Raw genomic sequence first — 14,036 nt, 5'->3', positions numbered from 1 at the left:
AGCATCGACTGGCCTCGGGCCGGCCGGGCCCCACGTCCCGTGGACGGGCAAAACTTCGTTTTGCTGCAGCCGTGTCTGCCCCTTTCTCTGTCCGCGTGCCTCAGGCTCCGCAGGACTCATTCATGCGCCGTGCGAACGCCCCCGGACGGCCGAATCGAAAAATATCGTACTTTTGTAAATTGTTCCCCTCGTGGAGATCTCCACCGGGCAGACGAACCGATAAAACACGCAAAGAGAACTCAATACCAGATGAACTCCAACGAAATCCGCCAGACCTTTCTCGACTTTTTCCGCGAAAAACAGCACCGTATCGTGCCCTCCGCGCCCATGATCGTCAGGAACGACCCCACGCTGATGTTCACCAACGCCGGGATGAACCAGTTCAAAGACATCTTCCTCGGCAACCAGCCCGCCCAGTCGCCCCGGGTCGCCGACACGCAGAAGTGCCTGCGCGTGAGCGGAAAACACAACGATCTCGAAGAGGTCGGGCACGACACCTACCACCACACCATGTTCGAGATGCTCGGCAACTGGAGCTTCGGCGACTACTTCAAGAAAGAAGCCATCGCATGGGCCTGGGAACTGCTCACCGAACGGTATAAACTGCCCGTTGACCGGCTCTACGCCACCGTCTTCGAGGGCTCGCCCGACGAAGGCGTGCCCTTCGATCAGGAGGCCTACGATTTCTGGGCCGAGCGGCTGCCCGCCTCGCATATCCTGCGGGGAAACAAGAAAGACAACTTCTGGGAGATGGGCGACACGGGCCCCTGCGGGCCCTGCTCCGAGATCCACTTCGACCTGCGCGACGACGCCGAGCGGGCCAAAGTCGACGGGGCCAGCCTCGTCAACAAAGACCACCCGCAGGTGATCGAGATTTGGAACCTCGTCTTCATGCAGTTCAACCGCAAGGCAAACGGCTCGCTGGAGCCGCTGCCGGCCAGGCATGTGGACACCGGTATGGGCTTCGAGCGGCTCTGCATGGTGATTCAGGGCAAGAAATCGAACTACGACACCGACGTCTTCCAGCCCTTGTTGCAAAAGATCGCGCAAATGGCCTCCGTAGCCTACGGGAGCGACCCTAAAAAGGATATCGCCATGCGCGTGATCGCCGACCACCTGCGCGCCATCGCCTTCTCGATCGCCGACGGGCAGCTGCCCAGCAATGTGAAGGCAGGGTATGTCATTCGGCGCATCTTGCGGCGGGCGGTGCGGTACGGGTACACCTATCTGGGCTTCACCGAGCCCTTCATCTGCCGCCTCGTGCCGACCCTCGTGGAACAGATGGGGGGACAGTTCCCGGAACTCAAGGCGCAGCAGCAATTGATCGAAAAGGTTATTTTCGAAGAAGAAAACTCCTTCCTGAAAACCTTGGCCACCGGGATTAATATGCTCGATTCCATTATCAAGAAGCTGCCTTCGGACAAGAAAATAATCAGCGGCGCCGATGCCTTCACGCTCTACGACACCTACGGATTCCCGATCGACCTGACGCAGCTCATCGCTTCGGAACAGGGGGTCGAAGTCGACATCGCCGGGTTCGAACGGGAGCTCGAAGCACAGAAGAACCGATCGCGCAACGCCTCGGCGGTCGAGACCGACGACTGGGTCGAAGTGCTGCCGGTCGAACGGTCGGAGTTCGTCGGCTACGACCACGCCACTTATCGAGGAGTGCGTATCGCCCGCTATCGGCGGGTGACGTCGAAAGGGAAATCGCACTACCAGATCGTGTTGGACTACACCCCCTTCTACGGGAATATGGGGGGACAGGTCGGCGATACCGGCTATCTGCTCGACCCGGCGACGGGCGAACGGACTGCGGTGGTCGACACGCAGAAGGAGAACAACCTGACGGTGCACATCACTAACGCCTTGCCGGCGAACGTGGAGGCCGGGTTCGAAGCGGTGGTCGACACCGAACGGCGGATGGCCTCGGCGGCCAACCATACGGCGACCCACCTGATGCACCACGCCTTGCGCGAAGTGCTCGGCACGCATGTCGAACAGAAAGGCTCGCTGGTGACGCCGGACTACCTGCGGTTCGACTTCTCGCACTTCCAGAAGGTGACGGACGAGGAGCTCAGAGAGGTGGAACGCCGGGTCAATGCGGCGATCCGCGCCAACTTCGTGCTCGAAGAGAACCGTCACTGCACGATGGAGCAGGCACGCGAGATGGGAGCCATGATGCTCTTCGGCGAAAAGTACGGAGACGAGGTGCGGGTGGTGAAGTACGGCCATTCTGTCGAGCTTTGCGGGGGGCTGCACGTGCCGGCGACGGGGAATCTCGGCCTCTTCCGGATCGTCTCCGAGGAGTCCAGCGCGGCCGGCATCCGGCGGATCGAAGCCGTCACGGGGCGTGCCGCAGAGGAGATGTGCGAGGAGCAGAGCGATATGATCAAGGAGCTGATGGTTGTCCTGCGGACCAACCAGGTGGTGGCGGCCCTCAGGAAGATGATGGACGAGAATGCCGAGATGGGCAAACAGATGACCCAGATCCGGCAGGCCCGGGACGGATTCCTGATCGAGAAACTGATGGGATTTGCCGAACCGGCGGGCGATTTCCAGCTGATATCCAGAAGGTTGGATTTGGTGCCGGATTCGGTGAAGAGCGTGTCGCTCGGCCTGCGGGAACGGATGAACGATATGGCGGCGGTGTTCGGGAGCACCTTCGGCGGGAAACCGACCCTGACCGTCGTGCTGAGCGATTCGGCCGTGGCGCAGGGGCTGAATGCCGGGGCCATCGTACGCGAGGCGGCCAAACTGATCCAGGGCGGCGGCGGCGGACAGCCTCACTATGCGACGGCCGGCGGCAAAAACAGCGACGGAATCGAAGATGCGATGGCCGCGGCGCTCGACCTGATCAAGGCGAAGTTGAATGCGTAGCTTGATGAAAACGGGCAGTCTGTATACGTTATTGGGGGTTGCTGTACTGTGGGGCGGCTTGCTCTCTTCGTGCGATCATACCCCGGAGCGGAAGATCACCCTTGCCGTAGTGCCCAAGGTGGACGACGCTTCGGTGGCGGTGGCCAAGGCGGCTGCGTTGGCGGCGCGGGAGGCCTATGATATCGCCGTGCGGTGGGACGTCTCGTACAATCCGACTGCCGCGTCGCAGGCCCAGCTGATCGAAAAACTCGTTCAGGCACGGGTGGACGGCATTCTGCTCAGCTGCATCGATGCCTCGGATGCGGAGCTGAGGGAGGCGGTCGACGCCGCTGTGGCGGCTGGAGTCTTCGTCGGGACGTTCGACTCCGATGCGCCGGGCACTGCGCGGAGCTTCTATATCGGTTCCGACAACGAGGCTGCGGGCCGGTTGGCGGCGGTGACCCTCCGGGAACTGTGCGCCGAAGGGGGACGGCCGGCGACGGGGATCGGTCTGTTCGGCGGGGTCGAGGGAGATGCCGCCATGGCGGGGCGGCTGGCCGGATTCCTGCCCGAGGTGCCGGATACGGCGGCCCTCTTGTGGTCGGGCGACGTGCCGGCCACGGGGCGGCAGCAGGCGACCGAATTTCTGACCGACGAGGCGCAGCTGCCGGTCAACGGCGTGGTTTTTCTTTCGGGGACGACTTTGGCGGATGCCAATAGTATCGGCGGGATGGCGCGTCTGGACAGCCTCTGCCGGCCGGCGACGGAAGAGCTGGACGGAGCCGCGGCTGCGGCGGTGTTCTTCGACCCGACGAACGACGTGCTCGACTTCGTGCGCCGGATGCCCCACTGTGCGGCGATCCGGCAGGACTATCCCGTGATAGTGACCGCCGGGATCGAGCGGCTGCTCCGGCTGGTGCGTGGCGAGGGGGACGGGGGCGAGGAGAAGGTCTATGTGCCGGTCGAGGTGGTCAGGTAGTTTTTTACGGCATGGACGAAACGTTCGACATATCGCAGCGCTGGGCCGCCATCGTCAATCCGGTGGCCGGGAGCGGCCGCGGGCTGACCGACTGGCCGCAGATCAGCGGCCTGCTGCGCGACGAGGGGATCGCCGTCGACGCCATGTTCACCCTGCGCAAGTATCACGCCACGGAGCTGGCCGTCGCGGCCGTGCGGCAGGGCTATCGGCGGATCATCGTGGTGGGCGGCGACGGGACGATCCACGAGACCGTGAACGGCTTTTTCATCCAGCAGTCCTGTCCGACAACCGATATCCTGATGGCCGTGATTGCGGTGGGGACGGGCAACGACTGGATACGGATGTTCGGTATTCCGCGGAATTACGTGGACGCCATCCGTTCGATTCGCGAGAGTCGCTCCTTTTTGCAGGATGTCGGACGGGTCAGCTATTACGAGTCGAAAGTCCATCAGGTCAGGTATCAGGCCAATGTGGCGGGGTTCGGCTACGACGCGGCGGTCTGCCGGGGTTTCAACCGGCTCAAGGAGCGGGGATATCGGGGACGGTGGATCTATCTGTTCAGCGTTTTTCGCGAGGCGATGCGCTATCGGGCGCGTCGCGTCCGGATCGCAGTGGACGGCGAGGAGGTTTTTCACGGCCGGTTGTTTACCGGTACGGTCGGCATCTGCAAGTACACGGCGGGGGGGCTTTCTCAGACGCCGAATGCCATTGCCGACGACGGTCTGTTCGACCTCACGGTGATTCCGAACATGAACCGGGTGCGGTTGTTCCGGCGGTTCCGGGTGGTCTATACGGGGAATATTTACGACATTCCGCAGATTCGTCTGTTTCGCGGGGGGCGGATCGAAGTGCATGCCGAGCGTCCGATCCGGTTGGAGATCGACGGCGAGATATTGGGTTATTCCGATTTCGAGTTCCAGATCGTCGAGCGTGCGGTTCGGGTGGTGGTGAGCGAGAAGTTCATCCGCGACCGCGCTTAGGGCGGGGCTGTCTTGTTAACCGGCCTCCCTGCGCGCATGGGCAATGATTTGTACCGACCCAGCCGCAGAAATGCGCAGCATTTCCCGTCCACGGGACGTGGGGCCTGCCCGGCCCGAGCGCGAACGAAGAACGGTGCGAAGCTTTGGGCCGATACAGCCGCAGCGATGCGTGAGCATCGCCCGTCCACGCACCCACAGGGTGTTTTGTTAGGGTTGTCTCTGCCTTATTAGTGGGTCCTGCCCGGCCCGAGCGTGAACGAAGAACGGTGCGAAGCTTCGGCCCCCGTTTATTCCGAGAGGCAACGCAACTGAAAACCGCTGGCACGGCTGTACGTGCTGTTGGGATCGAGCCACGCCACGCCGAAACCAAAGTACACGCCATTGGTACTGCTGACCGTCGAAGACCAACTGGAACCGTTGTTGCCGACGTGGCTCAGTACGCTCGATGCGTGGTGGCGGAAGCCCGGGGCGGCGAGCCCTCCGCCCCGGCACAATGATACATTCCCTGTGATACACCCCCTGTGACGAACGATATGGGTCAGGTCAAGATACTGAAAGCCTCCGCCGGTTCCGGAAAAACCTACCGGCTGGCCTACGAATATATAAAAGGCGTCGTCCGCGACCCCTCTCTCTACCGGAGTACCCTGGCCGTGACCTTCACCAACAAGGCCACCGAGCAGATGAAGCGGCGGATCGTCGAGAGCCTCCACGCCCTCGCCTCCGCTCCCGCCGAAGAGCCCGAAGGCGACGAACCGGAGGTGCCCTATCTGCACGACCTCATGCGCGAGACCGGCCTCACCCGGAGCACCATCGTCCGGAACGCCGGCGCGGCGCGGAGCCTGATCCTGCACGACTACTCCCGGTTCGCCGTCTCCACCATCGACAAATTTTTCCAGCGCGTCGCCCGCGCCTTTTTCCGCGAGCTGGGACTCGATTTCGACTACACCGTCGAGATCGACCGTGAATGGGTGCTGGACGCCGCCATCGACCGTCTGCTGGAGCGGACAGCCTCCGAACCCGCCGTGCGGGAGGCCGTGAACCGCCTGCTCGACGAGCGCGCCGAGCAGGGACGCAGCTGGGACGTGCGCTCCGACCTCGTTCGGATCGGCGGCGAACTTTTTAAAGAGAGCTACGTGTCCGACACCGGAGCCGTAGCACAGCTCGTCGGGGTCTTCGACGAGATCGTGCGCGACATCGAAACGCGGTTCGGACAGCTGAAAGAGACCGCCCGGCGCGCTGTGGAGGTGATTTCCGCCGCCGGGCTGACCCTCGACGACTTTCCTTATAAGCGGATGAGTTTTGCCGGCTACCTTTTTCAGTTAGCCGAAGCCGACACGCCCCGGCCTTACGGATTGCGGTTCCGGCAGGCCGCAGAGAGCGTCGAGGCGTGGAGCACCAAACGCGCCCCCGCCCGCGAGCGGATCGAAGCCCTGGAACCCGCCCTGATGCCTCTGTTGCAGGAGGTTCGCGCGGGAGTCGATGCCTTGGTGCGTGACGTCAACTCGCGCGATCTGGTGCGCGAGAACCTCTCGCGGAGCCTGCTGCTGTCGCGGCTCGAAAGCGAAGTGCGCGCCGTGGCTGCCGAGGGGAACCTCGTGATGATCGACCAGACCGCAGCCCTCATCCACCGGTTGGTGACCGGCAACGACGCCCCGTTCATCTACGAGAAGGTCGGAAACGCCTACTCGCGCTACATGATCGACGAATTCCAGGACACCTCGGCCAAACAGTGGGAAAACTTTATCCCCCTGCTGGATAACGCTCTGGCAGAAAACGAGGGCGAGGCCGTCATGCTGATCGGCGACGTGAAGCAGTCCATCTACCGGTGGCGCGGCGGCGACTGGCGGATTCTGGGCACCGAGGCCGAAGCGCGTTTCGCCGGCGCGCTGGCCGAACCCGTTCCGATGGATACCAACTGGCGCAGCGAACGGAACATCATCTCGTTCAATAACCTCCTGATGCGGAGCATCGTGGAACGGGACGCCGCCGAGCTGGAGGAGTTTCTGGCCGAAGCCCCGTCCGCCGTGCGGTCGGGAGCCGAGATGCTGCGGCGATCCTACGAACGGTTCGAACAGCGCTGCGCCCCGGGGAAACTCTTGCGCTCGCCCGAGGGGTATGTCGAAGTGATTCCCGCCCCGCGCGAGCAGGTCGGAGCGCTGTTGACCGCCCGCGTGGCAGACATGCTGGCCCGCGGCTACGCCCTGCGCGACATCGCCGTGCTCGTGCGGAACAATTATGAGGCTCCGATGGTGGCCGATGTGCTGCTCGAAGCCGGCTATCCGATCGTGAGTCAGGAGGCCCTGCTGCTCGGCAGCTCGCCTGTCGTCGGGTTCGTGATGACCCTCTTTGCGCTGGCCGTGTCGGGCGAGGATACCGTCGCGCGGGCCCGGTACAACGCCTTTTTGGAGCGGCCCTACGGGGCACCGCTCTCCGCCGACGAGGCCGGCTTTATCGAGAGTTTGCTGCGGGGCGCTCTGACCGAAGGGCTGGAGCGGATCATCGAACGCTACGGGCTCGGACGGCGGCGCGAAGCGGCCGCTTTTCTCCAGGCGCTCTATCAGGTCATGCTCTCGTACGAGAAACAGGCCCTGCCCGATATTCCGATGTGGCTGGAGTGGTGGCGCGAGAAGGGGGTGCGGAAAACCGTTTATCTCCCCTCCGAACAGGACGCCATCACCATCATGACCGTCCATAAGGCGAAGGGGCTGGAATTTCCGTGCGTCGTGCTGCCTTACTGCGACTGGGAGCTGCTGCCCAAAGCGGGCCGGACGACCCTCTGGACGGCCGCCTCGGGCCCGGAGGCCGGCCGGTTTGCCGCGCTGGGCACCGTGCCGGTGGGGTACAAAAAAATCATGGAGCGGTCGCATTTCGCCGAGGCCTACTACCGCGAGAGTGTCTATGCTCATGTCGATAATCTGAACCTGCTCTATGTGGCCCTGACGCGGGCCGAGCGGGAGCTCTACGTGATGTACGACCCGCAGGGGCAGGGGACGGAGCGTGTCTCGCACCTGATCGACGCCGTGTTGCCGGAGGTCGAGGCGTTGGGCGAGGAGCGCTGTTTCTTGCCGGACGGCACCGGAGAGGGCATCTTTTATACGTTCGGCGAACGGGGGCCGGCACCGGTTCGGCCGGGTGGTTCGGGAAAGGGAGTTTCCGAGGGGGGGATCGAGCTGGAGGACTTTCCGTCTCACGACGCAGGGCAGCGGATTCGCGCCCGGTGGCGGTCGGATCGCTACTTCGGGACGGATCGGGAGGCGGTGTCGCCGCGGCGGTACGGTGTGCTGATGCACCGGCTGTTCGAGCTGACGGCCCGGCCGGAGGAGGTCGAGGCGGCGATCGCTCGGATGCGGACGGCGGGCGAGATCGTCTCGGACGGCGAGGAGCGGCTGCTGCGGGAGCGGGCTGCTGCGGCGCTGCGCGATCCGGTGGTGGCGGAGTGGTTCTCGCCGGAGTGGGAGGTGGTGCACAGCGAGCGGGAGATTATCGCGGGGCAGGGTGTGCGGCGTCCCGACCGGGTGGTGACGCAGGGGCGCGACCGGGCGGTGGTGGTGGACTATAAGTTCGGATCGCTGCGGAAGCCGGGCTATGCGCGGCAGGTGGAGGAGTACATGTCGCTGCTGCGCGAGATGGGATACGAGCGGGTGGAGGGTTACCTGTGGTTCGTGGAACTGGGCGAGGTCGACCGGGTCGGCTGATGGGCTATCTGTCCGTTCTTTGTGCTGGATGGAACTGCCGCTTTTTGAAAAAAGCGGCACCAAAAACTTTTAGTTAGCTACGCTCTACCTTAGGCTCCGCAGTCCTTAATCTTCGAGATCACTTTTGGGTCGGGGTTCTCCGGGCGCGTTGGGGTAATTACCGCTTTATACGCCCCGGAAGAATCCCCGGCCCAAAGAAGCGTCCGAGAATTGGGCCGCCGGCAGTTTTAGGATGCGAAGCATCCTCTAAAGTTTTTTTGGTTCTCTTTGTTCACAAAGAGAACAGTTCACTCCCGTAGCCAAAGACGCGCGCCACGCCTTAGAAGGGAAATCGTCAAAACTCGCTTGCGTGTTTTGACTGGATTTCCCAAGGCGCGCGGACGGAGGAGTCGGAATAGAATAGGTTTAAAAGAGTACAAAAATCAAAATACGATAGACAGGATGAGAAGAAACGGATGGCGTTGGACGATAGCCGCAGCCCTGCTGGGCTTGTGGGCCGCAGGGGCACAGGCCCGGAAAAAAGCGTTGGATCGGACCGTTTTCGACGGCTGGCGACAGGTCGTCGCCCCGCAGATCAGCGACGACGGCCGATGGGTCGTGTACGGCCTGAACCCCGCCCGGGGCGACGGGCAGACCGTCGTGTACGACGCCCTTTCTGAGCAGGCCGATACCCTGCACCGGGCTTCCGGTGCCCGGCTGTTCGGCTCCTCCGGAGCGCCGTGGGTGGCCGCGAAAGTCGTTCCCACACGTGCCCAGCAGCGGCGCGAGCAGATCGACAAGACCAAAGCCGACCGGAAACGGCCCGACACCTTGGTGATGGCCTCGCTGACCTCCGGCGAGCGGATCGTCGTTCCCCGGCTGAAAAGCTTTCAGACCGCCGACCGGGAGGGGAGCGGCATGATCGCCTACCTGTACGAAGTGGTGCCCGCGAAAGACACCTCCGAAGCAGCCAAAAAAGCGCCCAAGGCGAAGAAATTCAGTCGGTTGGTGCTTTGGGATGCGCTGTCCGGCGGCGACAGCGTCGTGATGGACAGCGTGGAGAGCTTCCGCCTCTCGCGGAACGGCCGGTTGTTGCTCTACACCTTGAAAGGCGACAGCCTGCGGAGCGTCCGGGCCTGGGCCGACGGGCGAGACATCGAGCTCTATGCCGCCAAAGTCGGGAAGACCGGCACCCTGGCTGTGGACGAAGCCGGCCGGCAGGGCGCTTTCCTTGTCACCGCCGATACCACCGCGACCGGAGCCCGGTGTGAACTCTACCGGTTCGATACGAAAGATCGGAAACCGCAGCGCGTGGCGGCCGAAGGGGCGGCGACCGGCTTTGTGGTGAGCGAGTTCGGCCCTCTGCGCTTCTCGCGTGGCGGCGGTCGGCTGGAGTTCGGCATGAACCGCCCGCCGCGGGTGGTGCCCAAAGACACCCTGCCCGAAGACGAGAAGAGCCGCTTCGACCTCTGGAGCTATACCGACACCCTGCTGATGACCCAGCAGCTGGCCGGCCTCGAACGGTTGAAGAAACAGACCTTCCGGGCCATGTACGACACGCGGCGGGGGAGCTGGGCCCTGCTCGGCGACGAGTCGCTGCCCTCGGTGATCCTCGCCGAGGAGGACGGAGCGCGGTATGCCTTGGGGACGGACGCCGGGCCGTACGAGTGGGCCAGCACCTGGGAGTCGCCCGGCAAACGCGACCTCTATGCCGTCGAGACGGCGACCGGCGTGCGTCGGCTGGTGGCTCGGGCCGCTAAGGCCGAAGCCTCGATCTCGCCCGACGGACGGTATATCGCCTGGTACGACGCGCCGCGCGGCGAGTGGCGCGCCGCTGCGACGGCGGCCGGCAAGGGAGAGGCAGAGGTGTCGCTTTCGGCCCGGATTCCCTATTCGATGTACGAACAGGGCTTCGACATGCCCGACGACCCGTCGGCCGAAGGAATGGCCGGTTGGACGACCGACGGCCGGGCGGTGATTTACGACAATTTCGACCTCTGGGCGACCGATCCCTCGGGGCGGCGAGCTCCGGAGTGCCTGACCCGCGGTGCGGGACGGCGCGACAGTATCGCTTTCCGGTACGTGGAGCTCGATCCGGAGGCACAGGCGATCGACCTTTCGCAGCCGCTCCTGCTCTCGGCCTTCGACCGGGCGTCGCGCGATGCCGGCTACTATCGGCTGCCGGCGGGCGGGGGCGAACCGCAGCGGCTGGTGATGGACGGCCACCGGTATACCTTCGTCGGGCGGGCGAGAGAGGCGGACGTGCTGCTGTGGCAGCGGGAAAACTTCCGGGAATACAGGGATCTGTGGCGCTCTGGATTCGGGCTCGAAGCGGCCCGGCGTGTGAGCGAGGCGAATCCGCAGGCGGCGGATTACCGGTGGGGCAGCGTGCGGCGTGTGGCGTGGAGCGACATGAACGGCGCTCCGGCCGAGGGGCTGCTCTACCTGCCGGAGGATTACGACTCGACGCGGCGTTATCCGGTCATCGTCTACTTCTACGAGACCCACACGGACGATATCCACAAGCACCTCCACCCGCAGCCCAGCTGGTCGATCGTGATTCCGGCGGTCTGCACTTCGCAGGATTATGTGGTTTTCATGCCGGATATCCATTATCGGACGGGGTATCCGGGGCAGTCGTGCTACGACGCGGTGGTGAGCGGCGCGAAGATGCTTATCGACCGCGGCATCGCCGATCCCGGCCGGATCGCCCTGCAGGGGCAGAGCTGGGGCGGCTATCAGATCGCCTATCTGGTGACGCGGACCGATATGTTCCGGTGTGTGAGCGCCGGCGCGCCGGTCTCGAACATGACATCGGCCACGGGCGGCATCCGCTGGGGGTCGGGCCTGCCGCGGATGTTCCAGTACGAACACGGCCAGAGCCGGATCGGGGGATCGCTGTGGGAGAAACCGATCGAGTATATCGAAAATTCGCCCCTCTTCTTTGCGAACAAGGTACGCACGCCGATTCTCCTACGGCACGACGATGCGGACGAGGCGGTGCCGTGGTACCAGGGGATCGAGTATTTTCTGGCCCTGCGACGTCACGGGGTGCCGGTCTGGATGCTGAACTACAACGGCCAGCCGCACAACCTGCGCCGGTATGCCGACCGGCTCGACTGGGATCGCCGGATGATGGAGTTCTTCGACCACTACCTGAAAGACGCTCCGGCGCCGCGCTGGATGGAGCGGGGGATTCGCGCCGTGGACAAGGGCATCGATACGGGCCGGGAGGAGTAGCCTCCGGCCGGAGCCGACAGGTTCCCCGATCCGAATGCACATCTCATATTTATAGTGCTTTAAAACCATGCGATATACATTGGCCTGGATGGCTGCGCTGAGCGCAGCCGGCGCCGCTGCCGCACAGAGGCAGCAGCCCCATGTGATTCTGATTATGACCGACCAGCACCGGTTCGACTACCTCGGCACGGTCGATACGACCGTCGTGACGCCGCACCTCGATGCGCTGGCGGCCGACGGCGTGCGGTTCTCCCACGGCTACACGTCGGCTCCCAGCAGTACGCCCGCCCGGGCCGGACTGCTGACCGGCCAGTCTCCGTGGCACCACGGGCTGATCGGCTACAACAATTTCATCGCGCCGGAGTATCCCAACCAGCTGCCGCAGCTGATGACCGACGCCGGATATTACAGCTACGGAATCGGAAAGATGCACTGGCATCCGCAGCGGTCGCTGCGGGGGTTCGCGGCGACCGAGCTCGACGAGTCCGGCCGCGTCGAAGACCCGGGATTCGTCAGCGACTACCGGCAGTGGTTCGCACAGGCGGCCCCGGGGCTCGATCCCGACTCCAGCCGCATCGGATGGAACGACCACGGCGCCGGGGCCTATCCGCTGGCCGACACCCTGCATCCGACCTGGTGGACGGGAGAGAGGGCCGTGCGGCTGATCGAAAACTACGACAAAGAGCAGCCGCTCTTCCTGAAAGTCTCTTTCGCCCGGCCCCACAGCCCGTACGACCCGCCGCAGCGGTTCCTGGATTTGTACGAGGGGAGGAGCCTGCCGGCGCCGGTTGTCGGCGACTGGGATTCGGCCTACTCGACGCGCTACACCCACGACCCGAACAAAAACCGGGAGGCTGCGTACGGCGATTTCGGGGCGGAGTACGCCCAGCGGTCGCGGAAACACTATGCGGCCAACGTTTCGTTCGTCGACGAGCAGGTCGGACGCATCGTCGCGGCGCTCCGGGAGCGGGGGATGTACGATAATGCCTTGATTCTCTTCGTCTCGGATCACGGCGACATGCTCGGAGACCACCACCACTGGCGCAAGACCTATGCTTACGAGGGGTCGTCGCACGTACCTTTCATCGTGCGGTATCCGCGGGGGATGAAAGCCCGGGTACGGCGGGGCTCGGTGCGGGACGAGCTGGTCGAAATCCGGGATATTCTGCCCACATTTCTCGATGCGGCGGGGGCACCGGTACCCGAAGGGGTGGACGGGCAGTCTATTCTGGATCTGCTGGCAAATCCGAAGCGGGCGGACTGGCGGACGCAGCTCGACCTGGAGCATACCGGCAGCTACGGAGGCAGCGGCTGGGTGGCGCTGACGGACGGGCGATATAAATATATCTGGTTTTACGGCACGGGGACGGAGCAGCTTTTCGATCTCGCGGACGATCCGTACGAGACTCGGGATTTGCACGCAGTGTCGGAGCAGGCTTCCCGTATGGAGGATTTTCGCCGAAAGATGGCCGACCACCTCGCAGAGCGGGGCGATAAATGGGTATCCTCTGACGGCAAATTGCTGATCAATAAAAACGTGCCGGTCAAGACCCCGAACTTTCCTCAGACCGGCGGGAGATAGCCCCGGTTCGGCCAAGGAATCCGTTTTATGGCGTGCGGCGGCGTCCGCAGCTTGCGTCTTGCGGAGCCTAAGGCGTAGCGTAGCTAACTAAAAGTTCTTTGGGTACCTTTCTTTCAAGAAAGGTACGGTTCCGTTCGGTACGGAGCTCTACCGCGCGCCGACGCCTTAGGAGACGATTCAACTGTTTCGGCGCGAGCCGAATATAGATGAATCGCGCAGGCGTGCGGACAGAGAATTGGGCGAGAGAATTGGGCTGAGCAGGTAAATGGAAATGCGTGAGCATTTCCCGTCCACGGGACGTGGGGCCCGCGCGGCCCGAGCGCAGTTCCAGGCGGCACAAAGCTCTACCGCGCGCCGACGCCTGACAAGGGAAATCGTCAAAATGTGCCGGCACATTTTGACAGGATTTCCCAAGGCGCGCGAAACGCGGCGGAGCGACAGCGGAGCCGCAGTGAGGCGGACACGGGGCGGTGCTTGTGCCCGAGCTTCTGCGACCCGCAGGGTCGCGCAGTCCGACGCCCCGGCAGGCGGAGGGCTGCAACTCGACGAAGCTCGTTGCGCCTCCGCTGGCGCCGAACTGCGGCGCGCCGAGGACGAATGGGACGAACTTGGGGCTGTAAGTTAGATTGAACTCTTGCGACCCGCAGGGTCGCCGGGCTTGCGCGCTGGGCCTTCGGCCACCCGGGGAGCGCGCCGCCCGAACACGACAGACGGCTGGGCCA

At 63.8% G+C, this 14,036-nt stretch carries 7 protein-coding genes; 6 read left to right on the top strand and 1 reads right to left on the bottom strand.

The features are described from left to right. Nucleotides 1-249: 249 nt before the first annotated feature. From alaS to QZ292_RS06760, 3 genes are read left to right on the top strand one after another with little or no spacing between them, the layout of a single operon-like run. On the top strand, nt 250-2,880 hold the full coding sequence (gene alaS / locus QZ292_RS06770; RefSeq protein ID WP_294599666.1) for an alanine--tRNA ligase: 2,631 nt from the start codon (nt 250-252) through the stop codon (nt 2,878-2,880). Between the two features lie 4 nt (nt 2,881-2,884). Further along, on the top strand, nt 2,885-3,838 hold the full coding sequence (locus tag QZ292_RS06765; protein WP_294599663.1) for a substrate-binding domain-containing protein: 954 nt from the start codon (nt 2,885-2,887) through the stop codon (nt 3,836-3,838). Between the two features lie 11 nt (nt 3,839-3,849). Next, nucleotides 3,850-4,818 (top strand): diacylglycerol kinase family protein, encoded by a 969-nt coding sequence (locus QZ292_RS06760; RefSeq protein ID WP_294599661.1) that lies wholly within the window; start codon nt 3,850-3,852, stop codon nt 4,816-4,818. A 287-nt stretch (nt 4,819-5,105) separates the two neighbouring features. On the opposite strand, the gene QZ292_RS06755 is transcribed toward QZ292_RS06760, so the two are convergent. Further along, complete coding sequence (locus QZ292_RS06755) at nt 5,106-5,312, bottom strand: hypothetical protein (protein WP_294599658.1); 207 nt, start codon at nt 5,310-5,312, stop codon at nt 5,106-5,108. A 27-nt stretch (nt 5,313-5,339) separates the two neighbouring features. Here QZ292_RS06755 and QZ292_RS06750 point away from each other — a divergent pair, with 27 nt between their 5' ends. The 3 genes from QZ292_RS06750 to QZ292_RS06740 all read left to right on the top strand — a co-directional run bounded on the left by QZ292_RS06750 (nt 5,340) and on the right by QZ292_RS06740 (nt 13,314). Continuing rightward, a complete protein-coding gene (locus QZ292_RS06750; RefSeq protein ID WP_294599655.1) occupies nt 5,340-8,513 on the top strand; it encodes a UvrD-helicase domain-containing protein in 3,174 nt (1,057 codons plus the stop codon). 441 nt (nt 8,514-8,954) lie between these two features. Further along, the gene (locus QZ292_RS06745) at nt 8,955-11,732 is read left to right on the top strand and encodes a prolyl oligopeptidase family serine peptidase (RefSeq protein WP_294599653.1); all 2,778 of its coding nucleotides are present in this window, start codon (nt 8,955-8,957) and stop codon (nt 11,730-11,732) included. A gap of 67 nt (nt 11,733-11,799) precedes the next feature. After that, nucleotides 11,800-13,314 carry an arylsulfatase gene (locus QZ292_RS06740; protein ID WP_294599650.1) on the top strand — a complete coding sequence of 505 codons (1,515 nt, stop codon included), beginning with the start codon at nt 11,800-11,802 and terminating at the stop codon, nt 13,312-13,314. The last annotated feature ends 722 nt before the right edge of the window (nt 13,315-14,036 follow it).

Origin of the sequence: uncultured Rikenella sp. (assembly GCF_910577125.1) — a bacterium.
Taxonomy (GTDB): Bacteria; Bacteroidota; Bacteroidia; order Bacteroidales; family Rikenellaceae; genus Rikenella.
This window is presented reverse-complemented; position numbering and strand designations above follow the sequence as displayed.

Coding starts and splice junctions, on each gene's coding strand:
- alaS (WP_294599666.1), top strand. CDS start 250: ATGAACTCCAACGAAATCCGCCAGACCTTTCTCGACTTTTTCCGCGAA.
- QZ292_RS06765 (WP_294599663.1), top strand. CDS start 2,885: ATGAAAACGGGCAGTCTGTATACGTTATTGGGGGTTGCTGTACTGTGG.
- QZ292_RS06760 (WP_294599661.1), top strand. CDS start 3,850: ATGGACGAAACGTTCGACATATCGCAGCGCTGGGCCGCCATCGTCAAT.
- QZ292_RS06745 (WP_294599653.1), top strand. CDS start 8,955: ATGAGAAGAAACGGATGGCGTTGGACGATAGCCGCAGCCCTGCTGGGC.
- QZ292_RS06740 (WP_294599650.1), top strand. CDS start 11,800: ATGCGATATACATTGGCCTGGATGGCTGCGCTGAGCGCAGCCGGCGCC.